Below are 26,079 nucleotides of genomic sequence, written 5' to 3'. Positions count from 1 at the left end.
CCCGGGCTGCATTCCCACGCGGAGCGTGGGAGCGATCACAACCTGACACATCGCTTTCGCGGGCAAGTCGGATCGCCGCACCGCTCGCGCCTACGGGTTCTGCGATCAGCCTTAAACAAAGGTGCGAATTTTCCCACCCTAGGCTAACCTGCGGCCATGTTTTACGAGGTCGACTATGCACATTCATATTCTTGGTATCTGCGGCACTTTCATGGGTTCGATGGCGGTTCTGGCCAAAGAGCTGGGCCATCACGTGACCGGCTCCGATGCCAACGTCTATCCGCCGATGAGTACTCAGCTTGAGGCCCAGGGCATTCAGTTGACCCAAGGCTACGACCCGGCGCAGCTCGATCCGGCCCCGGACCTGGTGGTGATCGGCAACGCCATGTCCCGTGGCAACCCGGCGGTCGAATACGTCCTGAACAAAGGCCTGCCTTACGTCTCCGGCCCGCAATGGCTGGCCGAACACGTACTGCGCGGCCGTTGGGTACTGGCCGTCGCCGGCACCCACGGCAAGACCACCACCAGCAGCATGCTCGCCTGGGTGTTGGAGCACGCGGGCATGAGCCCGGGTTTCCTGATTGGTGGCGTGCCGCAGAATTTCTCGGTGTCCGCGCGCCTCGGCGGTACGCCGTTCTTCGTGATCGAAGCCGATGAGTACGACAGTGCGTTCTTCGACAAGCGTTCGAAGTTCGTTCACTACGGTCCGCGCACAGCGATCCTGAACAATCTTGAGTTCGATCACGCCGACATCTTCCCCGATCTGCCGGCCATCGAGCGACAGTTCCACCATTTGGTGCGGACCATTCCGAGCGAAGGCCTGGTGATCCATCCGACCACAGAACCTGCCTTGCAGCGTGTGATCGAGATGGGTTGCTGGACCCCGGTGCAAACCACCGGCGTCGGCGGTCAGTGGCAGGTCAAGTTGCTGAGCGAAGACGGCTCGAAGTTTGAAGTGATGTTCGAAGGCGTTGCCCAAGGCGTGGTCGAGTGGGACATGACCGGTCAGCACAACGTCGCCAACGCCCTGGCCACCCTGGCGGCGGCGCGGCATGTCGGCGTTGTGCCGTCGATGGGCATTGAAGCGCTGAGTGCGTTCAAAAGCGTGAAGCGTCGGATGGAGAAAGTCGCGGAAGTCCGTGGCATCACGATCTACGACGACTTCGCCCACCACCCGACCGCCATCGCCACCACCCTCGACGGCTTGCGCAAGAAGATCGGCGATGCGCCGTTGATCGCGATCATCGAGCCGCGCTCCAACTCCATGAAGCTCGGCGCGCACCGTGACGGTTTACCGGAAAGCGTGGTCGATGCCGATCAGGTGATCTGGTACGCGCCGGCCAACCTCGGTTGGGATTTGGGCGCGACCGCCGCGCTGTGCACCGTGCCCTCGATCGTCAGCGATTCCCTGGAAGGCATCATCGAACGCGTGAAAAGCCAGGCCCAGCCCGGTACCCACGTGGTGATCATGAGCAACGGCGGCTTCGGCGGCCTGCACGGCAAACTCGCCGAGGCGCTGCAATGAACACTTTTGCCCAGAGCGGCGGCCCGGAACGCATCACGCTGGCGATGACCGGTGCGTCCGGCGCCCAGTACGGTTTGCGCTTGCTCGATTGCCTGGTGCGTGAAGACCGCGAGGTGCACTTCCTGATCTCCAAGGCTGCGCAACTGGTGATGGCCACCGAGACTGATGTCACGTTGCCACCCAAGCCGCAAACCATGCAGGCTTTCCTCACCGAATACACCGGCGCCGCTGCCGGGCAGATCAAGGTGTATGGCAAGGAAGACTGGATGTCGCCAGTGGCCTCGGGCTCCGGTGCGCCAGCCGCGATGGTGGTGGTGCCGTGCTCCACCGGAACCTTGTCAGCCATCGCCACCGGCGCCTGTAACAACCTGATCGAACGCGCCGCCGACGTAACCTTGAAGGAGCGCCGCCAGTTGATTCTGGTGCCGCGTGAGGCGCCATATTCGAGTATTCATCTGGAGCACATGCTCAAGTTGTCGAACATGGGCGTGACGATCCTGCCAGCCTCGCCGGGGTTTTATCACCAGCCACAGACCATCGACGACCTGATCGACTTCGTCGTCGCGCGGATTCTCAATCTGCTGAATATTCCCCAGGACATGCTGCCGCGTTGGGGCGAGCACCATTTGAGCAGCGATGAATAAGCTGCTGGTGGTCGTGCTGGCGTTGCAACTGGCCGGCTGCGCCACGGCGCGCACGCTCGATGCCGCGAAACCGGGGGCGCCGGTGGTGTATTCGGGGACGCGGCTGGATTTGTATGCGATGAACGGTGGCTGCTGCGCCATGGATCGGTTTGGCGCTGAAGCGCCGAGCTATCCCGGGGTGGATTTGCCGGGCAGTGCGTTGCTCGACACGCTGCTGTTGCCGCTGTCTCTGCTGACGGTGATTGGCGTGAGTTTCCAGGCGACGGGCGGACTTTGACGATCGTTCCCACGCTCTGCGTGGGAACGATCAAACGCTACCAACCTGTAGGAGCGAGGCTTGCCCGCGAAGGCGTCGGCTCCGGCACCGCAGAATTACTTGCCGAGCTTACGCAACTCATCCGACTCAACCACTCGCACCCCATCCTGCTCTTCCAGCGCCAGCCGCCACATCGCGCGGGCCAGTTGGCAGGCTTCGATGCCGCGGTATTTGCCCGGGATCAAGCGCGAAAACGGTCCGGCGAATTGCTCGGCCATGCGCGGTTCCAGGCGGTCACCCAGCAACAGGGACGGCCGACAGATGGTCAACTGCGGCCAGTTCTGCGCGCGCAGTGCGTGTTCCATCTCGCCTTTGACCTTGTTGTAGAAAATCGAGGATCTGCGATCGGCCCCCAAGGCGCTGATCACGATCAAGTGCCGCGCGCCCATCTCCCGTGCACGCTTGGCGAACGCCACCACCATGTCCAGGTCCACCGCGCGAAACGCCTCCTCGGAGCCGGCCTGTTTGATGGTAGTGCCGAGGCAGCAGTAAGCGATGTCGACGCGACCATTGAGTTGCGGCAGAAATACTGCCGGGTCGCCGACGGGGTTTTCCAGGTGGGGATGCTCGGCCAATGGCCGGCGTGAAGGTGCCAATACCCGCGTAATCGTTGGCTCATTGAGCAAGCGATCAAGCAAATGTTCGCCGGTTAATCCGGTAGCTCCGGCAAGCAATACATGCTGAGGCGTCAAGTACATAGTGTTTCCCCCTTGATACTGTTCAGCTTAGTTGAGCTTGGCGTCCTTGCTGCTGATAGCAGCACTTTGTAATGCTTTACGCGCTTGTTGCTTGCGCAGCAGTTGCCAATGGGAGAGCACGGTTTTCGGTGCCCAGATCTGCGGTTCAGAGGCTTCGAAGTTGTCCGCCAGTTCCCGCTCGGCCACGGTGGCCTTGGCCAGTTTGAAGGCTTGCTCCAGATCGTCGGTCTGGTTCAGTGCCTGGGCGAACAGTGCGTCGCCGAAGTAGGTGAAGTTGGCCTCCTCGGAGCAACCGAAGGACACCCGGTCCGCCCGCGACGCGGTCATGATCAGGGTGCGTTCGTCTTTCAGCGCCGGGATGAAACCACCGGAATAGCAGGAAGAGATGACAATAATCTTGTCGCGATTCTTCAGCGGGGCGAGGACTGCCGCCAGTTCGTCGGCCGGCAGATCGGCCAGTTCCATGCGCGGCTGGTCGAGTACGAATTCATGTTCGCTGGTGCCGTGGCTGGTCAGGTAGATGAACAGCAAGTCTTCCGGGCCGCTGCGTTCGGCCAGGGTCTGGGCGGCCCGGCGCAGGTTTTCCCGGGTGGCCATCGGCCGGTCGGCGAGGTGTTCGCGATGGTTGACCAGGCGAATCTGCCCATAAGCGCCGAAGCGGCTGGCGAGCATGTTCGCGACATAGTCGGATTCACGCAGGAACACACTCTGCTTGCCGTCGCCGCCGAGGGTCAGGGTGTACAGCTCGACCGCCGGGGTCGAGGCGGGCACGGCCGCCAGCGCTTCGTCGAGCAAGCGGCCCTGGGCGAGCAAGCCGAGCTCCAGGGTGTCGGGCAGCAATTTGCCGTCGGCGTCGCGCACACGCTGGCCGTTGATCCAGGTGCCGCTCATCACCGTGCCATCGGTCAGCACCAGGGTGCCGCGCCCGGAATAACTGTCGTTGTCGAAACCACCGACGTAAAAACTGCCATCCGCCAGGTTCAAGCGGCCCGGGCCGGTGAAGCGCCAATCGCTGAACTGGCCAATGTAATGGCTGCCGTCGGTGCCGATCAGCTCGCCCTTGCCGCTGAGCACGCCTTCCTTGAACTGGCCGATCCAGACATCGCCATCGGCATTCTCGTAGCGACCCTTGCCGTTGAGCTGGTTGTCCTTGAAACCGCCGACGTAGATATCGCCGTCGGCGCTGTTGAACGTGCCGTTGCCTTCCAGCTGGCCATCGACGAAATGCCCGCTGAACTGATTGCCACTGGCGTCGCCGCGCTGGCCTTCGCCGTTGGGCTTGCCGTGGGCGAACTGGCCTTGATACGAGCTGCCGTCTTCGAGTTCGAGACGACCGAGCCCTGAATACTGATCGGCCTTGAACTCACCGCGGTAAGTCATGCCGTTTTCTTTGAGGGTGCCTTCGCCGTCGCGTCGGCCCAGCTTGAAGCCGCCGGTGTAGCTGCTGCCATTGGTGGTCAGCGTGCCCTGGCCGTCGAACAACCCTTGCTGGAATTGCCCGCGATAGACTTCGCCATTGCTGCCGTGCCATTCGCCCTGGCCATGCCACTGGCCTTTGTCGAACTGGCCGGCGTACCAACTGCCGCTCGGGTAGTCGATGCGCCCCTGGCCCTGCAACAACCCGTTGACCAGATCCCCTCGATAGCGTCCGCCGTCCGGCAGGCGGGCGTCAGGGGACAACAGCGATTCACCATCGCCGCAAGCGGTGAGCATCAGGGTCAAAGCGAGGAGTGCAAGTGAGCGCATAGCGGGATCCGGGCAATTAGGCGACCGAGTATGCCGCAGCTATGTGTCGTATATATAGAGAAGGTCGCGAAACAGCGTGTGCTGCTTCGCATCCGGGATGGTTTACACGAAACAGAGGGACAGCGGTTCGGCGATGTACGCCGGTTTGTCCGAGCCTTCTATCTCAAGGGTCGCGGTGGCCTTGAGCAGCCATTGGCCGGGTTTTTTCTCGGTGACTTCGTTCATGTCGACCTTGAGTCGGACCCGTGAATTGACTTTCACCGGCTGGATGAAACGCACGCTGTCCAGGCCATAGTTGACCACCATCTTCGCGCCTTGCGGCAGGATCAGGATGTCTTCCATCAGTTTGGGAATCAGCGACAGCGACAGAAAACCGTGGGCAATGGTGCTGCCAAATGGCGTTTGCGCGGCTTTGACCGGGTCGACGTGAATGAACTGATAATCCCCGGTGGCTTCAGCGAACAGGTTGATGCGCTCCTGATCGATGGTGAGCCATTCGGAACGTCCAAGTTCCTTGCCGACATAATCTTTGAGCTCTGCAACGGGAACATAGGGCATTGAGACTCTCCTTGGGTTCATCGGTTTTATTGGTTTTGAGTTGGGGGGATTTGACCTCCCTGCGAACCACTTTAGATCAACATGGCAAATTGCTCCGGTCAACTGACCATGCTTTTGGCGAATGCCGGTCTATAGCGTCGGCGTGCTTATAATGCCCGGCCCCTTTTTGCCGGGGACAACGCGTGGGGAGATTGCGGGATGTTGTTACGTGGCCTGACCTGGCTGGTGCTGTTCCAATTGCTGGGCACAGCCATCAACCACCTGATGTTGCCGGTGCTGCCGGGGCCGATTATTGGCCTGTTGCTGATGCTGGTGTTTTTGATTTGTCGTGGTGAGGTTGGCGAGCCGCTGAACCTGGCCGCCAGCAGTTTGCTGCGTTATCTACCGTTGCTGCTGGTGCCGCCGGCGGTGGGCGTGATGGTGTATGCCAAGGACATTGCCGCCGACTTCTGGGCCATCGCCGGCGCGCTGGTGTTGTCGTTGGTGCTGTCGATGGCCTTCGTCGGGGTGCTGATGCAGCGCCTGCTCAAGCGCCATGCCCATCGCGGAGACCGCCCATGATCCTCGATTGGCAGGGCGCCCTCGATTCGGTGATCCACCACCCGTTGTTCGGTATAGGCATCACCTTGGGCGCCTATCAACTGGTACTCGCGGCGTTCGAGAAAACCCGCTGGATCTTCCTGCAGCCGGTGCTGGTTTCGATGCTGCTGGTGATCGGCATTCTGGTGGGCTGCGGCCTGACCTACGCCGAGTACCGCAAGAGCACCGAGATCCTCAGCATTCTGCTCGGTCCCGCCACCGTTGCTCTGGCGGTGCCGCTGTACCTGAATCTGCGACGGATTCGGCAGTTATTCTGGCCGATATTTACTACGCTGGTGATAGGCGGCGTGGTCGCCACGGGCATGGGCGTGTTACTGGGCTGGTGGTTCGGCGCCGAACACATGATCCTGATGACCATGGCGCCCAAATCCGTGACCTCGCCGATCGCCATGCTGGTGGCCGAGCAGATCGGTGGCGTCGCGGCGCTGGCGGCGGTGTTCGTGTTGATTACCGGCGTGATCGGTGCGATTTTCGGCCCGAGCCTTTTGACCCGGCTCGGTGTCCACAGTCCTGAGGCCCGGGGCATGGCGCTGGGCATGACCGCCCATGCGGTCGGCACTTCTGTGGCGTTGCAGGAAAGTGAAGAGTGCGGCGCCTTCGCGGCGCTGGCGATGAGTCTGATGGGCGTGGCCACGGCGGTGTTCCTGCCGTTGGCGGTGTCGATGGTGGTGTAAGGAAATGTCTATGAGCTTGCCGCTTTTTCCGCTGAACACGGTGCTGTTCCCTGGTTGCATCCTCGACTTGCAGATTTTCGAGGCGCGCTACCTGGACATGATCAGCCGCTGCATGAAACAGGGCAGTGGCTTCGGCGTGGTGTGCATCCTCGACGGCGAGGAGGTTGGCATCGCCCCGGCGGGTTATGCGCTGGTGGGCTGCGAAGCCTTGATCACCGACTTCAAGCAGCAGGACAACGGCCTGTTGGGCATTCGCGTGCAGGGTGGCCGGCGGTTCCACGTCTTGCGCTCGGAAGTGCAGCGCGATCACCTGACTCTTGCCGAGGTCGAGTGGCTGGAAGACGAGCCGGAACAACCGTTGCAGGACGAAGATGCCGACCTCGTCGCATTGCTCAAAGCCTTGGCCGAGCACCCGATGGTCGAGGCGCTGAACATGGGCACCGAAGCCACCGGCCAGCAATCACTGGCCAATCAGTTGGCGTATTTGCTGCCGTTTGCCGAAGTGGACAAGATCGACCTGTTACAACTCGACGATCCGCAACAACGCCTGGATGCGATTCAGGCGTTACTGGATGAGTTGCAGGGCGAGTTGTTCGCCTAGTGGTATTTTGTATTAACTTGAATGCTTTGCCAGTATTGTTCACGCGTCATCCTTCCCTTAGTTTGAACTCACTCACAGGGAGTGAGTAACTCATTAATAACAAGGAAGTGATGATGATTATTTATGAAGATGAATGGGCGTTCTGGGATGATATCGCAGGTCGCTACTTGTTAAAGCATGCGGCGAGTGATCACAACTCCAAACATATTATTGAAGGCGCCGGCTTTTATGCCGACTCGATGGTGCTGGAACGCCGCAAGCGCAAACGTGCCAAGTTGCCAGTCGTAAGCCTGAACGATGATGCAGGTTCTATAACGGTTGCGGGTTAAAACACTTCGATTCTAATTTGAGCCTATGTCCCCTTGGCTTCGGCGATGCGCGGCAAGAGCAAGGTGGCGTCAAAATTAATATGTGTGGGTGGTTGTATGTCGTTGGAAAACAGTAACAGTGCTTTCATGGCTAATCTTTATGTCGACGGATTACCGTTAGTCCTTAATCAGCAGCGTCTGAAGCGGAGACTGCGGGACCCCCGCATCACCCGGCGTGAACGCCTGGACGTTGAAGTGGCGTTGACAGACCGCAGTGGTACCAGTTTTGTGACATTGGCTGATCATGAAGATGACAAACCTTTGTTGTTCAAGTTTTCTTTGCAGGACGACAAGTACATCGTGACGGCCGTGTTGCGAGGTATGTTTGACGGGTGGCGTTTAAAGATTGAGGCCGGCACCTTTCATTTGTCAGTGAGTGATAGCGCGGCAGCTGATTTGTTTTCAATACGCAAGCATGGTGTGGAAAGAGCGAAGTTTGAACACCTCAGCGCGGGCCCCTCTTATGTGCAAATCGTCAGTGAGCGGAGGGGGCGACCCTTGTATAAGGCTGACGAGGCGGGGAAAAAATACTTCATGGATGTGGACCCCAATGCCACGGTGCATGACGCGTTGAACAATACGCCCGTCGCGTTTGTTCTCAAGATTGTCGATAAAACCGTGCCCATTACAGAGTGAATGTACGCCATCGGCTGTGACGGTCGATGGCTTTTTTGACGGGGCCTTTCGTTCTAAAACGCGGAAAGAAATGAGAGTGGCCGACCGTTTTTGGTCGGCCTAGTCTTGCCATCCAATACCAATGGATCACAGCGCCATTTCTGTCAGCGCTGTGATCCGGACCGCCTTATTGGATTTCGTCACGCAGTGGGGCGACATTGCGCTCGATAATGCTGAGTACAAATTCCGCCTCTTTGCCGTCGATGCGCGAAGGCAGATCGGTGAAATGCTCAAGTACTGGAGTATTGAGCACGGCCTTGATGTTGACTTCCTTGGAATGGCTGAACAACTCAATCGGTGCTGCGTCTTTGATCAAATCCGTCAGCAGTACTTTCCGTCGGCCCTGCCTCAAATGAAAGCGGGTTGGCGAATCGCTGCTGTAGGCGATCAGGCTGCGGGCGGCATATTCCATGCTGAAGGCATTACCGCGGAAGCTGATCGGGTCGCGAATGAAGATAGTGTAGTTTTCGCTTCCACGGCGAAAATAGAGTTCAAGTGGTTCGACGGTGCCGTAGTCTGCAGTAGTAATCATTTTACGGATATCTTCTCGGCCCAGATAATCCGTTAATTCGGCGCGACGTTCAGGTGTGAGCGTCTTATCGGTCAGAAGATATTCCAGCTTGTGTTGCATGAGAACCAGCGGTTTTCCTGCCAGGGAAAGTGTCGCCAGAAAAGAGTTCTTGATATCAGCCATATTGCAATCCTTGCATTGGGTTGGTGGGGTGTCTGATTGACGGCGGGAAGTTTGGTTGTGGTCGTGGTTTATGGCAACTAGATGTCTGTTTTAAAGTGTTTCTATGTGGATTAAATGTTTGGCAGTTTTATTTTGTATTAAGCCAATACTGGGTGGGGCAGGAGGGCGATATGTCAACGGGTCTTTGTTTGATCACAGGAGGGGAGTATGCCTGATGACGAAATTTGGAAGTTGTGATGACAGAGTGTGGCGATAATTAAATAAAGTTTTTGGGGGGGCATATCTGCAACTTTCACGTGCAGGAAGCGGCTATAAAATGAACGTTATGAGCGGCAGGCGTGGATGAGTTTCGAATCGGCATTGTGCGGCGATATCGACAGCCTGGCACCCACGCACAAATCACGGCGCGGTGCCAAGCCGTTCGCGCTATATGTTAATACGCATACCGCAACATCATATGCGGCAGATGCCGCAACGCAAAAAAGGCAAACAACGCCAGCAGCGACGGCAGCACCAGCCACCAGACCTTGGGTGGCATGGGGTTGAGCGGCGTCTGGCGTTGGCTCAGCCACAGGCTCGCCGCGCAGACGCCGGCCGCCAGCATCGCGCCGGCCAGCACGTCGGTTGGCCAATGCGCGCCCAAATAAACCCGCGACAACGCAATCGCCAATGCCGGCAGGCACCCCAATAGCAGCCAGGTCAGGCGCATGCGTGGCGGTTGTCCGCGTCCGGCCAGGACGGCGATGGCCAGGAACAGCGCGAAGGAGCCGGAGGCGTGGCCGCTGGGCATGCTGTAACTGGTCAGTGGGTCGCTCAACACTTCCGGACGCACCCGGGCGAAAAACTGCTTGGTTACGGTGTTGCCCAGCGCGGTAAACAGCAACGCGCCGCCCGCGAAAATCGCCTGGCGCCATTGTCGGGTGAGCAACAGCAAACCCGTCAGCAGGGCGCTGAACACCAACATGTTGCGGAACTCGCCGATCAACGTGAAGGTGACCGCCACCTCATCCAGCATCGGGTTGCGGTGTTCCTGCACCAGGGTCATCAAGCCCTGGTCGAGGGCGGTCAGGTGCGGATAGCCGATAAACAGCCCGATCAAAATCACCAGGCCCAGGCCGGCAATGTAGGCGGTGGCGTGGCGATGGCGACGCAAGCTGCTGGTGACGCTCAAGCCGATCATCACTGCGATGCTGCCGGCGACAATGCCCGCTTCCGGCCAGAAACCCTCCGGCAAGGGCAGGCGAATCGCCGCGCCCGTGGCCCAGCCGGGCAGCAGATAAGCAATGCTCCAGCCGGCGGCGGCCAACAAGCTGACGGCGGCGAAGCGCGGGAAAGGCATGTCGAACATCCCGGCGACCATCGGCAGCATCGGTCGCAATGGGCCGATGAAGCGTCCGACCAGAAGGCTGGCAATTCCGTAGCGCTGGAAGTAAGACTCCGCCCCGGCGATCCATTCCGGGTGATGGCGCAGGCCGGGCAGGCGCCGGATGTTCTGATGGAAATGGCGTCCCAAAAAGTACGACACCCCGTCACCCAGCAAACCGCCGAGAAACCCCAGCAACAGCGTTTCGCCCAGCGACAACGCACCGCTGCCGGCCAGTACCGCCACGGCAAACAGCAGGACGGTGCCCGGTACAATCAACCCGGCAATCGCCAGGCATTCCACGCAGGCCACTATAAACACCGCGGCGGCCAGCCACTGTGGATTGACCGTCAACCACCCGGTGATGCTATCGAGCCATGGGCCCATACGTACAACTCCATCATTGTTCATAAACTCGTAGGCGCAGCCTTCGGCAGCTACTACGGGGAATTGGGTTCACAGCAAAAAATAATCGCGACCTTCGACTTGCCCTCGGCGCAGCGGGTTCCGCGTGCAGTACGGCGCATACGCCGCATCGACGAAGCGGTACATCAGGTGTTCGTCACGGCCATGGGGAATGCCCAGGCGCGTGGTTTGAATGATGTGGGCGGGGGCGGGACCGATGTCTTGCACCAGCAGCACTTCATGATCAAAGCGCTTGGCGTCCCAGACCGGCACCTTCAGCCCCAGCGATTTGCACAACAAGGTCTGGCCGGCGCAGAGTTTTTGCGAGGGGCGAGGGCGACCCTGGGCGTCGGGGTTGTTCAGCAGCATCTGCGCCAGGCTCGCCGGTCCGCTCAACTCATCGACCCACGGGTAGGCGGATTTGATCAGCACTGCGTTGCCCGGGCCCTGGGCGCTGAAGTTCAGGGAATCACCGCCTCGGGCGTAATACATATAGATGTGGCCGCCATCCAGAAACAAAGCCTTACGCTTTTCTGTGTAGCCGAGGGACGCATGGCTGCCTTTTTCTTCGCAGTAATAGGCTTCGGTCTCGATGATCCGGGCGCTGAGCCACAGGTCGCCGACCCGGTGACGGATGACTTTACCGAGTAAATCCCGGGCCAGGACTTGCGCGTCGCGGTCAAAAAAAGCATCCGGCAGCGCCGTGGGCAGGGCCGAAAGGGAGGCGCGAACAGTCAGGTTGGACATGATGAACGGCGTTTATCAGGGCTGATTGAGCGGCGATGATAACAATTTGCAGCTTAATCACGGCTGAACGTCGGCAAATTGCCCTCCATTTCGACCATCCGCCTGTCACCGCTGTTAGTCCTAGGACGCGACAGCTATAATCTGCCGCTTTCATCTTTGCCAAGATCCCATCAGACATGACTGAGTCCGTCCTCGACTACATGACCCGCCTGGGTCGCGCTGCCCGCGAAGCGTCGCGCATCATCGGCCGTGCCAGCACTGCGCAGAAAAATCGCGCCTTGCAGGCTGCCGCCAATGCGCTGGACGCCGCGCGTGCCGAGTTGACGGCCGCCAATGAGCTGGATCTGGCCGCCGGTCGGGCGAATGGGCTTGAAGCTGCGTTGCTGGAACGCCTGGCACTGACCCCGGCACGCATCGACGGCATGATCGTCGGCCTGCGCCAGGTCGCGGCCCTGCCGGACCCGGTCGGCGCCATCCGCGACATGAGCTTCCGCCCGTCGGGCATTCAGGTCGGCAAGATGCGCGTGCCGCTGGGCGTGATCGGGATCATCTACGAGTCCCGGCCCAACGTGACCATCGACGCCGCCAGCCTGTGCCTGAAATCCGGTAACGCAACCATCCTGCGCGGCGGCTCCGAAGCGATTCATTCCAACCGTGCCATTGCGGCCTGCATCCAGCGCGGCCTGGCCGAGGCCGAGCTGCCGGCCGCCGTGGTGCAAGTGGTCGAGACCACCGACCGTGCTGCCGTTGGCGCTCTGATCACCATGCCGGAGTACGTGGACGTCATCGTGCCACGCGGTGGCAAGGGTCTGATCGAACGGGTCAGCCGTGACGCCCGCGTGCCGGTGATCAAGCACCTGGACGGCATTTGCCACGTCTACGTCAGTGCCCACGCCGATCTGCCGAAAGCCCGGCGCATCGCCTTCAATGCCAAGACTTACCGCTATGGCATCTGCGGCGCGATGGAAACGCTGCTGGTGGATCAAAGCGTTGCCAAAGATTTCCTGCCGTCGATGGCGGCCCAGTTCCGCGAAAAAGGCGTCGAGCTGCGTGGTTGCGAACGCACCCGGTCGATCATCGAGGCCGTTGCCGCGACTGAAGACGACTGGTCCACCGAATACCTGGCGCCGATTCTGTCGATCCGCGTGGTCGACGGGCTGGCTCAGGCCATTGAGCACATCAACAAATACGGCTCCCATCACACCGATTCCATCGTCAGTGAAAACCTGGCGGACACCCGGCGTTTCGTGGCGGAAGTCGACTCGTCGTCGGTGATGATCAACACCCCGACCTGCTTCGCCGATGGCTTTGAATACGGATTGGGTGCCGAGATTGGCATTTCTACTGATAAGCTGCACGCCCGCGGCCCGGTGGGCCTCGAAGGTCTGACCTGCGAGAAGTACATCGTGGTCGGTGATGGCCAGTTGCGCGGACAGGAGTCGGTCTGACTTGGGCGACCTCGACCCGTCAGCCCCGATCACTGCCGGCGAGGCTGGGCCTCGACGCATTGGCGTGCTGGGCGGCACCTTCGACCCGGTGCACATCGGCCATTTGCGCGGTGCACTGGAAGTCGCCGAATCCCTTGGGCTCGATGAGCTGCGTCTGACACCCAGTGCCAGACCGCCCCATCGGGACACGCCGCAGGTGTCGGCCAAGGATCGCTTGGCGATGGTCGAGTGCGCGGTGGCTGGTGTGGCGCCGTTGGTGGTGGACGCCCGCGAATTGCAGCGGGACAAACCGTCCTACACTATCGATACCCTGGAATTGATGCGTGCCGAAATGGCCGCGGACACCCAGGTTTTTCTACTTTTGGGCTGGGACGCATTTTGCGGCCTGCCCACTTGGCACCGCTGGGAAGAGTTGCTCCAGCATTGCCACATCCTGGTGCTGCAACGCCCGGATGCCGACAGCGAACCGCCGGATGCCTTGCGCAATCTGTTGGCGGCACGCTCGGTGAGCGACCCGCTGGCCCTCAAAGGGCCGAGCGGACAGATTGCATTCGTCTGGCAGACGCCGCTCGCGGTATCCGCCACCCAGATCCGTCAACTGCTGGCCAGCGGTAAGTCGGTACGTTTCCTGGTGCCCGACGCGGTCCTGGCCTACATCGATGCGCACGGTCTGTACCGTGCGTCGAACTGAAAAAAAGGGCAGGTTTCAAGGCACGAAATGACGTGTATTGAAACGCCCGAACATATGAGCAAAACGAGTTTTATATGACGAACAAAGACGTAACTAAAGTAAAGCGCAAAGGCACGTTCAAGAGCGCCCCTCTGCCTGAGCCGGTCCTCACCACCGAGCCGCTGAAGGGTGATGAGCTGGTCAAGATTGCCGTAGCTGCCCTGGAAGACGTGAAAGGCCAGGACATCCAGGTCATCGACGTTCGCGAAAAGCAGAGCATCACCGACTACATGATCATCGCTACCGGTACCTCCAACCGCCAGATCGGCGCGATGCTGGACAAGGTTCGCGAAGCCGTCAAAGCCCTGGGCGTCAAGCCACTGGGTGAAGAAGGCAAGGGTGACAGCGACTGGGTCCTGCTGGATATGGACGACGTGATCGTGCACATGATGACCGCTTCGGCGCGTCAGTTTTACGACCTCGAGCGTCTGTGGTCCGGTGCCGAGCAGAGCCGTGCGCTGAACGCGGCTCACCACAGCCCGGAAAACACCCACGAGCATTTCATCAAGCTCAACAAAGACCAGCTGTAAGGGATTGCTGTGCGACTGCGACTGATCGCCGTCGGTTCACGCATGCCCAAGTGGGTGGAAGAAGGCTGGCATGAATATGCCAAGCGTCTTCCGTCCGAGCTGGCGCTGGAACTGGTGGAAATACCGCTCAACACCCGTGGCAAGAACGCCGACGTGGCGCGCTTCATCCGTCAGGAAGGCGAAGCCATGCTGGCCAAGGTCGGGCCAAACGAGCGGGTTGTCACCCTCGAAGTCCACGGCAAGCCCTGGAGCACCGAGCAACTGGCGGTCGAACTCGATCGCTGGCGGCTGGACTCGCGCACGGTGAATTTCATGGTCGGCGGCCCCGAGGGGCTGGCGCCGGAAGTCTGTGCCCGGGCCGATCAGCGTTGGTCGTTGTCGCCGTTGACGTTGCCGCACCCGCTGGTGCGGATTCTGATCGGCGAACAGTTGTATCGTGCCTGGACAGTCCTGTCCGGCCACCCTTACCACAAGTAGTTCTGCCCTCATGTCCCAGCCGATCCGCATCAAGGACCACGAAAAAGACGCCCGTCTGGTGCGTGGCCGCGTCGTGTTCGGGGCAATTGCGGTGGTGGCGCTGATCTGCGTGCTGATCGCGCGGCTGTATTTCCTTCAGGTCATCCAGTACGAGTACCACTCGACCCTGTCGGAAAACAACCGCGTCCACGTGCAGCCGATTCCGCCGACTCGCGGGTTGATCTTCGACCGTAATGGCGTGGTGGTGGCCGATAACCGGCCCAGCTTCAGTTTGAGCATGACCCGCGAGCGCTCCGGCGACTGGCAGCAAGTGCTCGACGTGATCGTCCAGGTGCTGGAACTGACCCCCGAGGACCGGGTGATCTTCGAGAAGCGCATGAAGCAGGGGCGCCGGCCATTCGAGCCGGTGCCGATCCTGTTCGAGCTGACCGAAGAGCAGATCGCCCGGATCGCGGTGAACCAGTTCCGGCTGCCGGGTGTTGAGGTGGTCGCGCAGTTGGTGCGGCATTACCCTCAGGGCGCGCACTTCGCGCACTCCGTGGGTTACATGGGCCGGATCAACGAGAAAGAGCTCAAAACCTTGGACCCGGTGGGTTACAGCGGTACTCATCAAATTGGCAAGACCGGCATCGAACGCTTCTACGAGCCCGAACTGCACGGCCAGGTGGGTTACGAAGAAGTCGAGACCAACGCTCGGGGCCGCGTATTGCGCGTGCTCAAGCGTACCGATCCGATTCCCGGCAAGGACATCGTCCTGAGCCTGGACATCAAATTGCAGGAAGCCGCCGAAGCGGCACTCGGCGGTCGCCGCGGTGCGGTGGTGGCGCTGGACCCGAACACCGGCGAAGTCCTGGCCATGGTCAGTGCGCCGAGCTTCGACCCGAACCTGTTCGTCACCGGCATCAGCTTCAAGGCCTATGCCGAGTTGCGCGATTCCATCGATCGGCCGCTGTTCAACCGCGTGCTGCGCGGGCTGTACCCGCCGGGCTCGACGATCAAGCCTGCGGTGGCGATTGCCGGCCTCGATTCCGGCGTGGTCACGGCGTCGACCCGCGTGTTCGACCCCGGCTACTACATGCTGCCCAACTACGATCACAAATACCGCAACTGGAACCGTACCGGCGACGGCTACGTCGACCTGGACACGGCGATCATGCGTTCCAACGACACCTACTTCTATGACCTGGCCCACAAACTGGGCATCGACCGCTTGTCCTCGTACCTGGGCAAGTTCGGCATTGGCCAGAAGGTCTCGCTGGACATGTTTGAAGAGTCGCCGGGGCTGATGCCGTCCCGGGAGTGGAAGCGTGCGACCCGGCGTCAGGCCTGGTTCCCGGGCGAAACCCTGATCCTGGGGATCGGCCAGGGCTACATGCAATCCACGCCGCTGCAACTGGCGCAAGCCACGGCGCTGGTGGCCAACAAAGGCGTGTGGAACCGTCCGCACCTGGCCAAGACCGTCGAAGGTGAAAAGCCCAAGGATGAAAATCCGATGCCGGACATCATCCTGCGCGACCCGTCGGACTGGACCAAGGTCAACCACGGCATGCAGCAAGTAATGCACGGCGCACGCGGTACCGCGCGCAAAGCGGCAATCGGTGCGCAATACCGGATCGCCGGCAAAAGCGGTACGGCCCAGGTGGTCGCGATCAAGCAAGGCGAGAAGTACGACCGCTCCAAGGTGCAGGAACGTCACCGCGACCACGCCTTGTTCGTCGGCTTCGCGCCGGCCGACAACCCGAAAATCGTGGTGTCGGTGATGGTCGAGAACGGCGAGTCCGGCTCCGGCGTCGCCGCACCGGTGGTACGTCAAGTCATGGATGCCTGGCTCCTGGACCAGGATGGACGACTCAAACCTGAGTACGCCGGCCCTATCAGTGCGGAGGCTACGGCCCGTGAAGAGTAATTTCGATCGCATCCTCTCCAGTGAGGACGTGATGCGTCGCCGCGCGACGCTGTTGCAACGCCTGCACATTGATGGCCCATTGCTGATTCTGCTGCTGACCCTCGCCGCTGGCAGCCTGTTCGTGCTGTATTCGGCCAGTGGCAAGAGCTGGGACCTGCTGGCCAAGCAAGCCACTTCATTCGGCATCGGCCTGGTGTCGATGATCGTCATCGCCCAGTTCGAGCCGCGGTTCATGGCCCGTTGGGTGCCGATCGGTTACGTGCTCGGCGTGTTGCTGCTGGTGGTGGTGGACGTCATGGGCCACAACGCCATGGGCGCCACGCGCTGGATCAACATTCCCGGGGTGATCCGCTTCCAGCCTTCGGAATTCATGAAGATCCTGATGCCGGCGACCATCGCCTGGTACCTGTCCAAACGTACGTTGCCGCCGCAGCTCAAGCATGTGGGCGTCAGCCTGTTTCTGATCGGCTTGCCGTTTATCCTGATCGTGCGTCAGCCCGACCTTGGGACTTCGCTGCTGATCCTTGCGGGCGGTGCGTTCGTGCTGTTCATGGGCGGCCTGCGCTGGCGCTGGATCCTCAGCGTGATTGCCTTGGCGGTGCCGGTGGCGGTGGCGATGTGGTTCTTCATCATGCACGACTACCAGAAGCAGCGAATCCTGACCTTCCTCGACCCGGAAAGCGATCCGCTGGGCACTGGCTGGAACATCATCCAGTCCAAGGCCGCCATCGGTTCCGGCGGCGTGTTCGGCAAGGGCTGGCTGCTGGGCACCCAGTCGCACCTGGACTTCCTGCCGGAAAGCCACACCGACTTCATTATTGCGGTGCTGGGCGAGGAATTCGGCCTGGTGGGCATTTGTGCACTGCTGCTGATTTACCTGTTGTTGATCGGTCGCGGGCTGGTAATTACCGCCCAGGCCCAGACTTTGTTCGGCAAATTGCTCGCGGGCAGCCTGACCATGACGTTTTTTGTTTACGTTTTCGTCAACATCGGTATGGTCAGTGGCCTGTTGCCGGTTGTGGGGGTGCCGTTGCCGTTCATTAGCTACGGAGGAACTTCGCTGGTGACGCTGCTGTCAGCGTTTGGGGTTTTGATGTCGATCCATACCCATCGTAAGTGGATCGCACAGGTTTGAATAAGGTGAAGATTTCAATGCAAGCAATGCATGGCTGGGCGACTCGATACGCGCCGTGGGTCGGCCTGGTAGGCATCCTTGGTACTGCGCAAGCGCAGGCCGGCGATTACGAAGGTTCACCCCAGGTGGCCGAATTCGTCGGTGAAATGACCCGCGACTACGGCTTTGCCGGTGAACAGCTGATGGGCGTGTTCCGCGAAGCCGCGCGCAAGCAGGCGATCCTGGACGCCATTTCCAAACCCGCCGAACGGGTTAAAAAGTGGAACGAATATCGCCCGATGTTCATCACCGACGCGCGTATCGCCCGTGGTGTGGACTTCTGGCGCCAGCACGAGGCGGTATTGGCCCGTGCCGAGCAGGAATACGGCGTGCCGGCCCAGGTGATTGTCTCGATCATTGGCGTTGAAACCTTTTTCGGCCGCAATACCGGCAATTACCGGGTGATCGACGCGTTGTCGACCCTGGGTTTCGACTATCCTCCCCGTGCCGAATTCTTCCGCAAGGAATTGCGTGAATTCCTGCTGTTGGCCCGGGAGGAGCAGGTCGATCCGTTGACCCTCAAGGGCTCTTACGCCGGCGCCATGGGCTTGCCGCAGTTCATGCCGAGCAGTTTCCGCGCCTATGCGGTGGACTTCGACGGGGATGGCCACATTAATATCTGGACCAATCCGGACGATGCCATTGGCAGCGTTGCCAGCTATTTCAAGCGTCACGGCTGGGTCGCTGGCGAGCCAGTGGTCAGCCGCGCCGATGTGCGTGGCGATCAGGTGGACGAGGGTTTGACCACCGGCATCGAGCCGACGAAAACCGTCGGGGAGTTGCGGGCGTTGGGGTGGTCGAGTCATGATGCGCTGCGCGATGATATGCCGGTCACCGCTTTCCGCCTGGAAGGTGACAATGGCCCCGAGTACTGGATGGGCCTGAAGAATTTTTACGCGATCACGCGTTATAACCGCAGCGTGATGTACGCCATGGCCGTACATCAACTGTCTGAACAGCTGGTCCAAGCACGGGGCGTCAAGTAATGCGGGCATTGCCTATGAATAAACCCCTGAAGCTGATGGCGTACGTCGCGTTGGCGGCGCTGGTCGCCAGTTGTACGACCAGCCGCGCGCCGACCCAGAAGTCCTCCAACACCGCCGTGCGCGCTACGCCGGGGCTGGACATCAACCGTGCGCACAAAGACGGCGCGCCATGGTGGGATGTCGACGTGTCGCGCATCCCGGATGCCACGCCGACCCTGCACAGCGGGCCTTATAAAGCCAATCCGTACACCGTGCTGGGCAAGACCTATTTCCCGCTGCAGGACTCCAAGACCTACGTCGCCTCGGGCACGGCGTCCTGGTACGGCACCAAGTTCCACGGCCAGAACACCGCCAATGGCGAGGTGTATGACCTGTACGGCATGAGTGCCGCCCACAAGACGTTACCGCTGCCAAGTTACGTTCGGGTGACCAACCTGGACAACAACAAGAGCGTGGTCCTGCGGGTCAACGACCGTGGGCCGTTCTACTCGGATCGCATCATCGACTTGTCCTACGCCGCCGCCAAAAAGCTCGGTTATGCCGAAATCGGCACGGCGCGGGTCAAGGTCGAAGGAATCGATCCGCAACAGTGGTGGGCCGCCAAAGGCCGTCCGGCGCCTTTGATGCTCAACGAGCCGCAAGTAGCGCAAAATGCCGCGCCGACCATTACCGCTTCGGCGGGGACGGTCGAACAATGGACGCCACCGCCGCAGCAACACGCGTCGGACACAGTGCCTGTACCGGTTGCCGCAAAAAAAAACGCTTCTGCACCAGCCTCTGGCCAGTATCTGCAGGTGGGCGCGTTCGCCAACCCGGACGCTGCAGAACTCCTGAGATCGAAGCTCAGCGGGATGGTGAGCGCTCCGGTGTTCATCAGCTCGATCGTGCGCAACCAACAGACACTGCATCGGGTACGCCTGGGGCCGATCGGTTCGCAGGGTGAAATCCAGCAAGTGCAGAACAGTGTGCGACTGGCCAATCTCGGTTCACCGAGCCTGGTCACCGCCGAGTAACACGCAGTACTGGATTGAAGGTTCGCTTGCGGTTTGGGGGGCGGACCTGGTTGTTGGCTCGTTAAGAACAAAAGCCCGGCAAGGGTTCTGAGTGAGCAACTGAACACGCGATGGCCCGTTAGAAAGCCATCTGATTAAGTTTTGCCTTCGGGCAGTTTCCATTAGCGATTTCGAGAGACGGATGAACATCACCACCTTTGCCAAACGCCTGTGCCTGTTAGTCCCGCTGTTCATCACGCCTGCCGCTTTTGCGGTAGAAATGATGCCGTCGCCACCGCAACTGGCCGCCAAATCCTACGTGCTCATGGACGCCAGCAGCGGCAACGTGCTGGTCGAGAACAACGGTGACCAGCGCCTGCCACCCGCCAGCCTGACCAAACTGATGACCGCGTACATTGCGACGCTGGAAATCCGTCGTGGCCAGATCGGCGAAAACGACCCGGTGACCGTCAGCGAAAACGCCTGGCGTACCGGCGGTTCGCGGATGTTCATCAAGGTTGGCTCGCAGGTAACTGTCAGCGACCTGCTGCACGGCATCATCATCCAGTCGGGTAACGACGCCAGCGTTGCGCTCTCCGAGCACATCGCCGGCAGCGAAGACGCGTTCGCCGACATGATGAACAAGACGGCCGGCGACCTGGGCATGACCAACAGCCACTTCATGAACCCGACCGGCCTGCCGAACCCGGAGCACTACTCGTCGGCTCACGACATGTCGCTGCTGGCTCGCGCGATCATCCACGAAGACCCGGCTCACTACGCGATCTACTCGCAGAAAGAGTTCTTCTGGAACGGCATCAAGCAGCCTAACCGCAACCTGCTGCTGTGGCGCGACAAGACCGTCGATGGCCTGAAAACCGGTCACACCGACGAAGCCGGCTATTGCATGGTGTCTTCGGCCGTGCGTGATGGCATGCGCCTGATCGCCGTGGTGTTCGGCACCAACAGCGAAGTGGCCCGCGCCTCCGAAACCCAGAAACTGCTGACCTACGGTTTCCGCTTCTTCGAAACCCAGACCTTCTATCAGAAAGGCGCCGAGCTGGCTCAGGCCCCTGTCTGGAAAGGCACCACCAATCAAGTCAAGGCCGGCCTGGCTGAAGACCTGACCATGACCCTGCCCAAGGGCCAGCTGAAAAAGCTCGCCGCCAGCATGACCATGAACCCGCAACTGGTTGCACCTATCGCCAAGGGCGACGTGATCGGTAAAGTCGAAGTGAAACTGGACGACAAGGTGGTGCACAGCGCTGACCTGATCGCCCTGGACGCGGTCGACGAGGGTGGTATCTTCCGCCGCATGTGGGATAGCATCCGTCTATTCTTCTACGGCTTGTTCAACTGAATTAGTGTGGACTTGCATGGCCCCGATCCAATCCGGAGCGGGGCCATGTCCGTTGCCACGGCTTACGAGGCCGTTACGCCATGACAGATACCGAAGTAAAGGCGCCAAAGATCGAATTCCCTGCAAAGGATTACCCGATCAAAGTGATCGGCGACACCATTGTGGACATCAAGCAAAAGATCATCGATATCGTGGCCAAGCACGCGACGATCAACGATGAGAAAGTGGACGAACGCCAGAGCAGCAACGGCAAGTACACCACCATCCAGCTACACATCATCGCCACCGGTCAAGACCAGCTGTACGACATCAACAGCGAACTGCGGGCTACCGGTTTCGTGCACATGGTGCTGTGATGCCGGGCACGCTGGGCTTTCGCGAGCTCGGCCAGATGGCTTACGAGCCGGTCTGGCATGCCATGCAGCGCTTCACCAACGAACGCGGCACTGACGCCGCGGACGAGATCTGGCTGGTGGAACACCCGCCGGTGTTCACCCAGGGCCAGGCCGGCAAGGCCGAGCACCTGTTGCTGCCGGGGGATATCCCGGTGGTGCAGGTCGATCGCGGCGGGCAGGTGACTTATCACGGTCCCGGCCAGTTGGTGGCCTATCTGTTGCTGGATGTGCGCAAACTGGGTTTCGGCGTGCGTGACCTGGTCACCCGCATGGAACACTGCCTGATCGAGTTGCTGGCCAGCTACGGCGTCACTGCCGCAGCCAAGCCGGACGCGCCGGGTGTCTACGTCGACGGGGCAAAAATTGCTTCGCTGGGTCTGCGCATCCGCCATGGTTGCTCCTTCCATGGCCTGGCCCTGAACGTGGACATGAACCTGGAACCGTTTCGACGGATTAATCCCTGCGGCTACGCCGGGCTGGCGATGACCCAGCTGAGCGATCACGCAGGATCGATTGAATTTGCCGAGGTAAGTGCCCGGCTGCGCGCGCAGCTCGTCAAACACCTCGACTATGCTGAGCAGACGACCCTAACGGGCGGAATCGACTGATATGACTACTGATGCAGTGCAAACCATGATCCCGACGCTGGATGTCACCGAGCGTCCGGCCCCGCGTGCCAAGGTAGAAGCCGGCGTCAAGCTGCGCGGCGCCGAGAAGGTTGCACGCATCCCGGTAAAGATCATTCCGACCACCGAACTGCCGAAGAAACCTGACTGGATCCGCGTGCGCATCCCGGTGTCCCCGGAAGTCGACCGCATCAAGGCCCTGCTGCGCAAACACAAGCTGCACAGCGTCTGCGAAGAAGCATCCTGCCCGAACCTGGGCGAGTGCTTCTCCGGCGGCACCGCCACGTTCATGATCATGGGCGACATCTGCACCCGTCGTTGCCCGTTCTGCGACGTCGGCCACGGCCGTCCGAAGCCACTGGACACCAACGAGCCGCAAAGCCTGGCCATCGCCATCGCCGACCTGAAACTCAAGTACGTGGTGATCACCTCGGTTGACCGCGACGACCTGCGTGACGGCGGTGCCCAGCACTTTGCCGACTGCATCCGCGAGATCCGCAAGCTGTCGCCGAACGTGCAGCTCGAAACCCTGGTCCCGGACTACCGTGGCCGCATGGACGTGGCGCTGGAAATCACCGCCGCCGAGCCGCCGGATGTGTTCAACCACAACCTGGAAACCGTGCCGCGCCTGTACAAGGCTGCGCGTCCGGGTTCGGATTACCAGTGGTCGCTGACCCTGCTGCAACGCTTCAAGCAGATGATGCCGCACATTCCGACCAAATCCGGCCTGATGCTGGGCCTGGGCGAAACCGACGAAGAAGTCATCGAAGTCATGAAGCGCATGCGCGAACACGACATCGACATGCTGACCCTCGGCCAATACCTGCAACCGTCCCGCAGCCACTTGCCGGTGCAGCGTTTCGTGCACCCGGACGTGTTCGCCTGGTTCGCCGAGGAAGGCTACAAGATGGGCTTCAAGAACGTCGCGTCCGGCCCGTTGGTGCGTTCCTCGTACCACGCCGACGAGCAGGCGAAGCTGGTCAAGGCCGAGCTGATCGCCTCCTTGTGATGCGCGGCTGAACGACAAAAACGCCCGCACGGCTTCGGCCATGCGGGCGTTTTTTTGCCTGGCCTACGTCCACGGTGGTCTTTTCCCGCACAGCGCGGCGCGATCGACCCCCTTCTGTTTATGCCCGTTCCTGACTACTGTGTGCTGAAGATTTCACGCTGGGAGATTCATGGATGACCGTTCGACCGATCCACACCCTTTTTCCTCACGCCCCTGTGCCGGCCTTGCCGTCGGAAGGGCTGATCGGCGTGATTGCGCCCGCCGGCCCCGCCACCCTGGACACTGACAAGGCTGTGCAATGGATGCGCGCCCGGGGTTATGCGCTGCGGGTGTTTCCCGGTGTTTACCAGCAAGACGGCTACCTGGCCGGCAGCGACGAGGTGCGACTCAACGATTTGCATGGGGCGTTCGCCGACCCTGAAGTCGACGCGATCATTTGCCTGCGCGGCGGTTACGGTACGCCGCGTTTGCTCGATCGCCTCGACTTCGACTTGCTGCGTGCCAACGCCAAGCCTTTCATCGGCTACAGCGACATCACCGCGTTGCATCTGGCGATCAGCCGTCATGCAGGCTTCGTGACCTTTCATGGGCCGTTGCTCAACGCGGATTTGCTGGGGGACAAGCAAAAGCCTACCGAGGCTTCGTTCTTCAACATGCTGCGCGGGCAACTGAAGGCCGGCAGCGTGCTCACGCACCCGGTGGCCTACCCGTTGAGCACCATCGAGCCTGGCATCGCTCACGGGCGCTTGCTGGGGGGCAATCTGTCGATGATTGCCGCAACCATGGGCACGCCGTACGAAATCGAGGCCGAAGGCGCCATTCTGTTCATCGAGGACATCAACGAGCCGCTGTACCGCATCGACCGGCTGCTGACCCATCTGCGCCTGGCCGGCACGCTCGGCAAGCTGCGCGGGGTGTTGGTCGGGGATGTGGCGGGGGTGGAGGCTGCTGCGTTGGCGCGGCTGCTCAAGCAGACCTTTGAACCGTTGCGGATTCCGGTGCTGGCCGGATGGCGCAGCGGGCATTGCGACCCGAACCTGACGCTGCCCATGGGGGCGCTGGTCAAGCTGGACGCGGGGAACAAGGTGTTGGTGTTGGAGCAGGATGTGGTGGTCAAGCGTTAGAGCGTGGTCGTCAGTTAGTCAGTCTTCGCGGGCAAGCCTCGCTCCTACAGAGCGCGCAACACTGTAGGAGCAAAGCTTGCTCGCGATGCTTTTAACGGCTACGCAAACCTTCCAACAATTTGTGCGTCGGATAACCATCCGCCGGCCAGCCAAACGACTGCTGGGCGCTGCGGATTGCCTTACGGGTATTTGCACCGATGATGCCATCGGCAGTGCCCGCCTCGTAGTTCTGCGCACTCAGCAGGTTTTGCAGTTCGATACGCTCGCTGCGGCTCAGCGGCAAATCGTCTTTTGGCCAGGTGCCGTTGATCAGGCCGGCGCCGTTGAAGCGTTCGGACAGCAGACTCACCGCCAAGGCATACGATGACGAGTTGTTGTACTTGAGGATTGCGCGGAAGTTGTCGAGGACCAGGAACGCCGGGCCGCGATAACCGGCCGGGAGCAGCAGGGCGGCCGACAAGTGTTCGGCGCCCGCCGGGACCTGCGCGCCATTGGGCAGGGTCACGCCCAGTTGCAGCCATTCGGCCACGCTTTTGCGCATCGTGCCGTCAGCCAGGACGTAATTGAAGTTGCCAGGCAGTTGCGCTTCGAAGCCCCACGGCTGGCCTTTCTGCCAGCCGGAGCTTTGCAGGTAATGCGCGGTCGAGGCCAGGGCGTCGGCCGGGCTGCCCCAGATATCGCGGCGACCGTCACCATCGAAATCCACGGCGTGGGTGTTGTAGGTGGTCGGAATGAACTGGGTCTGACCCATGGCACCGGCCCAGGAGCCGAGCATTTTCTCCGGCGTGATATCGCCCTGTTGCAGGATCTGCAGGGCGGCGATCAGTTGCGCATGGGCAAAGCCCGGGCGCCGGCCTTCATAGGCCAGGGTCGCCAGGGAATTGATCACCGACTTGGTGCCCTGGAATTGCCCGAAGTTACTTTCCATGCCCCACACCGCGACGAGTGCCTGACGGTCGACGCCGTAGCGCTGCTCGATGCTTTGCAGGATGTCGGCATGCTGGCTCACCAGCGCCTGGCCTTTGCGCACCCGCAGTGGCGACAGCGCGCCGTCGAGGTATTCCCATACCGGGCGGGAGAACTCCGGTTGGCTACGGTCGGCGCGGATCACGCTGTCGTCGAAGCTGACATTGGCGAAGGCACGGTCGAACAGATCGGCGCGAATACCGGCGGCCAGGGCGTCCTTGCGAAAACCCGCCTGCCATTCGGCGAAGGTCTGGGTCGGCTGGATGTCGAGGTTGTCACCGCTCGGCACCACGGGCGGAATCACCGCGGGGGCGGTCGCGACGGGGACGGTCTGAAGCGGTTGGGCGTCGGCGGCGGTCGGTTTTTCTGCGCAGGCGACAAGCAAGATGAGGCTGGAGGCAGCGATCAATTGGCGTAAGTGCCAACGACGGGAAAGACAAAGGGGCATGCACAGGTCCAGGGAATACGAATCAGGTGCAGACCTTAACATGGAGAAGGGGGGCTGTGCTTCAAGCGGCCAGAAAGTAAGAAGCCTCCCAGCTATTAGACTGGAAGGCTTCGCGGCGGTAGCTGCCTTTGCCCTTGCCGGCTCGTTCCTGACGGCTGCGGAACAGTGGCTGGGCGATGATGGATTTGGCCTTGTTCGGGCCATTTTTAGATGGCTTTTTGCTCATGATCGGATCTCACAGATAGGTGGGTTTTGCGGGGGAAATAATCTGCCGAAGTTTGTGTTCTGTCCAGC

29 protein-coding genes are annotated in these 26,079 nt (G+C 60.7%); 21 read left to right on the top strand and 8 right to left on the bottom strand.

Features of this window, described 5'->3' with window-relative positions; translation table 11 throughout:
* The first annotated feature begins 175 nt into the window (after positions 1–175).
* Genes mpl through ACY4LX_RS29730 form a run of 3 tightly spaced genes read left to right on the top strand, consistent with a single transcriptional unit; the run spans position 176 to position 2,446 of the window.
* Entirely contained in the window at positions 176–1,525 is a 1,350-nt protein-coding gene (gene mpl / locus ACY4LX_RS29740) for a UDP-N-acetylmuramate:L-alanyl-gamma-D-glutamyl-meso-diaminopimelate ligase (RefSeq protein WP_463258567.1), read from the top strand.
* Positions 1,522–2,169: a flavin prenyltransferase UbiX gene (gene ubiX / locus ACY4LX_RS29735; RefSeq protein WP_149660905.1), complete on the top strand. Its 648-nt coding sequence runs from the start codon at positions 1,522–1,524 to the stop codon at positions 2,167–2,169. The genes mpl and ubiX overlap by 4 nt, the downstream gene beginning before the upstream one ends.
* Positions 2,162–2,446 (top strand): YceK/YidQ family lipoprotein, encoded by a 285-nt coding sequence (locus tag ACY4LX_RS29730; RefSeq protein ID WP_149660904.1) that lies wholly within the window; start codon positions 2,162–2,164, stop codon positions 2,444–2,446. Before ubiX ends, ACY4LX_RS29730 begins: the two co-directional genes overlap by 8 nt.
* Positions 2,447–2,541: 95 nt before the next feature.
* Here ACY4LX_RS29730 and ACY4LX_RS29725 read toward each other — a convergent pair whose 3' ends face one another.
* The 3 genes from ACY4LX_RS29725 to ACY4LX_RS29715 form a co-directional block, all read right to left on the bottom strand.
* Positions 2,542–3,183, bottom strand: a complete 642-nt coding sequence (locus ACY4LX_RS29725) for an oxidoreductase (protein ID WP_149660903.1) — start codon at positions 3,181–3,183, stop codon at positions 2,542–2,544.
* Positions 3,184–3,210: 27 nt separating this feature from the next.
* Complete coding sequence (locus ACY4LX_RS29720) at positions 3,211–4,929, bottom strand: C13 family peptidase (RefSeq protein WP_149660902.1); 1,719 nt, start codon at positions 4,927–4,929, stop codon at positions 3,211–3,213.
* Between the two features lie 102 nt (positions 4,930–5,031).
* Positions 5,032–5,487: a MaoC family dehydratase gene (locus ACY4LX_RS29715; protein ID WP_149660901.1), complete on the bottom strand. Its 456-nt coding sequence runs from the start codon at positions 5,485–5,487 to the stop codon at positions 5,032–5,034.
* Positions 5,488–5,685: 198 nt separating this feature from the next.
* Between ACY4LX_RS29715 and ACY4LX_RS29710 the strand changes: the two genes are divergently transcribed.
* The 5 genes from ACY4LX_RS29710 to ACY4LX_RS29690 all read left to right on the top strand — a co-directional run bounded on the left by ACY4LX_RS29710 (position 5,686) and on the right by ACY4LX_RS29690 (position 8,366).
* Positions 5,686–6,048: a CidA/LrgA family protein gene (locus ACY4LX_RS29710; protein WP_149660900.1), complete on the top strand. Its 363-nt coding sequence runs from the start codon at positions 5,686–5,688 to the stop codon at positions 6,046–6,048.
* Positions 6,045–6,761 (top strand): LrgB family protein, encoded by a 717-nt coding sequence (locus ACY4LX_RS29705; RefSeq protein ID WP_463258566.1) that lies wholly within the window; start codon positions 6,045–6,047, stop codon positions 6,759–6,761. The genes ACY4LX_RS29710 and ACY4LX_RS29705 overlap by 4 nt, the downstream gene beginning before the upstream one ends.
* A gap of 10 nt (positions 6,762–6,771) precedes the next feature.
* Positions 6,772–7,362 carry an LON peptidase substrate-binding domain-containing protein gene (locus ACY4LX_RS29700; RefSeq protein WP_149660898.1) on the top strand — a complete coding sequence of 197 codons (591 nt, stop codon included), beginning with the start codon at positions 6,772–6,774 and terminating at the stop codon, positions 7,360–7,362.
* 113 nt (positions 7,363–7,475) lie between these two features.
* Positions 7,476–7,691, top strand: a complete 216-nt coding sequence (locus ACY4LX_RS29695; protein ID WP_149660897.1) for a hypothetical protein — start codon at positions 7,476–7,478, stop codon at positions 7,689–7,691.
* Positions 7,692–7,787: 96 nt separating this feature from the next.
* Positions 7,788–8,366, top strand: a complete 579-nt coding sequence (locus ACY4LX_RS29690) for a hypothetical protein (RefSeq protein WP_133837574.1) — start codon at positions 7,788–7,790, stop codon at positions 8,364–8,366.
* A 166-nt stretch (positions 8,367–8,532) separates the two neighbouring features.
* Here the strand turns inward: ACY4LX_RS29690 and ACY4LX_RS29685 are convergent, their stop codons facing one another.
* From ACY4LX_RS29685 to ACY4LX_RS29675, 3 genes are all read right to left on the bottom strand, one after another.
* Entirely contained in the window at positions 8,533–9,099 is a 567-nt protein-coding gene (locus ACY4LX_RS29685) for a hypothetical protein (protein ID WP_149660895.1), read from the bottom strand.
* A gap of 433 nt (positions 9,100–9,532) precedes the next feature.
* Positions 9,533–10,849 carry a bifunctional DedA family/phosphatase PAP2 family protein gene (locus ACY4LX_RS29680; RefSeq protein ID WP_149660894.1) on the bottom strand — a complete coding sequence of 439 codons (1,317 nt, stop codon included), beginning with the start codon at positions 10,847–10,849 and terminating at the stop codon, positions 9,533–9,535.
* 69 nt (positions 10,850–10,918) lie between these two features.
* The gene (locus ACY4LX_RS29675) at positions 10,919–11,614 is read right to left on the bottom strand and encodes a DNA-3-methyladenine glycosylase (RefSeq protein WP_149660893.1); all 696 of its coding nucleotides are present in this window, start codon (positions 11,612–11,614) and stop codon (positions 10,919–10,921) included.
* Positions 11,615–11,790: 176 nt separating this feature from the next.
* On the opposite strand from ACY4LX_RS29675, the gene ACY4LX_RS29670 reads away from it, so the two are divergent.
* The 13 genes from ACY4LX_RS29670 (at position 11,791) to ACY4LX_RS29610 (ending at position 24,371) form a co-directional block, all read left to right on the top strand.
* Positions 11,791–13,062, top strand: a complete 1,272-nt coding sequence (locus tag ACY4LX_RS29670; RefSeq protein WP_463258565.1) for a glutamate-5-semialdehyde dehydrogenase — start codon at positions 11,791–11,793, stop codon at positions 13,060–13,062.
* Between the two features lies 1 nt (position 13,063).
* Complete coding sequence (nadD, locus tag ACY4LX_RS29665) at positions 13,064–13,753, top strand: nicotinate-nucleotide adenylyltransferase (protein WP_149660891.1); 690 nt, start codon at positions 13,064–13,066, stop codon at positions 13,751–13,753.
* 74 nt (positions 13,754–13,827) lie between these two features.
* Positions 13,828–14,322, top strand: coding sequence for a ribosome silencing factor (rsfS, locus tag ACY4LX_RS29660; RefSeq protein ID WP_149660890.1), 495 nt, complete (start codon positions 13,828–13,830; stop codon positions 14,320–14,322).
* Positions 14,323–14,331: 9 nt separating this feature from the next.
* Positions 14,332–14,799 (top strand): 23S rRNA (pseudouridine(1915)-N(3))-methyltransferase RlmH, encoded by a 468-nt coding sequence (gene rlmH / locus ACY4LX_RS29655; RefSeq protein WP_007937439.1) that lies wholly within the window; start codon positions 14,332–14,334, stop codon positions 14,797–14,799.
* Positions 14,800–14,809: 10 nt separating this feature from the next.
* Positions 14,810–16,705: a penicillin-binding protein 2 gene (gene mrdA / locus ACY4LX_RS29650; protein WP_149660889.1), complete on the top strand. Its 1,896-nt coding sequence runs from the start codon at positions 14,810–14,812 to the stop codon at positions 16,703–16,705.
* 31 nt (positions 16,706–16,736) lie between these two features.
* Positions 16,737–17,840, top strand: coding sequence for a rod shape-determining protein RodA (rodA, locus tag ACY4LX_RS29645; RefSeq protein ID WP_463260655.1), 1,104 nt, complete (start codon positions 16,737–16,739; stop codon positions 17,838–17,840).
* 17 nt (positions 17,841–17,857) lie between these two features.
* The gene (mltB, locus tag ACY4LX_RS29640; protein ID WP_463258564.1) at positions 17,858–18,865 is read left to right on the top strand and encodes a lytic murein transglycosylase B; all 1,008 of its coding nucleotides are present in this window, start codon (positions 17,858–17,860) and stop codon (positions 18,863–18,865) included.
* Positions 18,865–19,878 carry a septal ring lytic transglycosylase RlpA family protein gene (locus tag ACY4LX_RS29635; RefSeq protein WP_149660887.1) on the top strand — a complete coding sequence of 338 codons (1,014 nt, stop codon included), beginning with the start codon at positions 18,865–18,867 and terminating at the stop codon, positions 19,876–19,878. The genes mltB and ACY4LX_RS29635 overlap by 1 nt, the downstream gene beginning before the upstream one ends.
* A 181-nt stretch (positions 19,879–20,059) precedes the next feature.
* Positions 20,060–21,217, top strand: a complete 1,158-nt coding sequence (locus ACY4LX_RS29630; RefSeq protein ID WP_149660886.1) for a D-alanyl-D-alanine carboxypeptidase family protein — start codon at positions 20,060–20,062, stop codon at positions 21,215–21,217.
* Between the two features lie 80 nt (positions 21,218–21,297).
* Positions 21,298–21,573 carry a DUF493 domain-containing protein gene (locus ACY4LX_RS29625; protein ID WP_133837585.1) on the top strand — a complete coding sequence of 92 codons (276 nt, stop codon included), beginning with the start codon at positions 21,298–21,300 and terminating at the stop codon, positions 21,571–21,573.
* Positions 21,573–22,220: a lipoyl(octanoyl) transferase LipB gene (gene lipB, locus ACY4LX_RS29620; RefSeq protein ID WP_133837586.1), complete on the top strand. Its 648-nt coding sequence runs from the start codon at positions 21,573–21,575 to the stop codon at positions 22,218–22,220. Before ACY4LX_RS29625 ends, lipB begins: the two co-directional genes overlap by 1 nt.
* Position 22,221: 1 nt before the next feature.
* Positions 22,222–23,247, top strand: a complete 1,026-nt coding sequence (gene lipA / locus ACY4LX_RS29615; protein ID WP_123404565.1) for a lipoyl synthase — start codon at positions 22,222–22,224, stop codon at positions 23,245–23,247.
* Between the two features lie 173 nt (positions 23,248–23,420).
* Complete coding sequence (locus tag ACY4LX_RS29610; RefSeq protein ID WP_149660884.1) at positions 23,421–24,371, top strand: S66 peptidase family protein; 951 nt, start codon at positions 23,421–23,423, stop codon at positions 24,369–24,371.
* A 91-nt stretch (positions 24,372–24,462) separates the two neighbouring features.
* On the opposite strand, the gene ACY4LX_RS29605 is transcribed toward ACY4LX_RS29610, so the two are convergent.
* On the bottom strand, positions 24,463–25,785 hold the full coding sequence (locus ACY4LX_RS29605; RefSeq protein ID WP_463258563.1) for a lytic murein transglycosylase: 1,323 nt from the start codon (positions 25,783–25,785) through the stop codon (positions 24,463–24,465).
* Positions 25,786–25,846: 61 nt separating this feature from the next.
* The gene (arfA, locus tag ACY4LX_RS29600) at positions 25,847–26,011 is read right to left on the bottom strand and encodes an alternative ribosome rescue factor ArfA (protein WP_094470475.1); all 165 of its coding nucleotides are present in this window, start codon (positions 26,009–26,011) and stop codon (positions 25,847–25,849) included.
* Between the last annotated feature and the right edge of the window lie 68 nt (positions 26,012–26,079).

The organism is Pseudomonas sp. Emmai, assembly GCF_055179735.1.
Note: the sequence above shows the minus strand (reverse complement) of the source record. Positions and strands in the feature narration are given on the sequence as shown.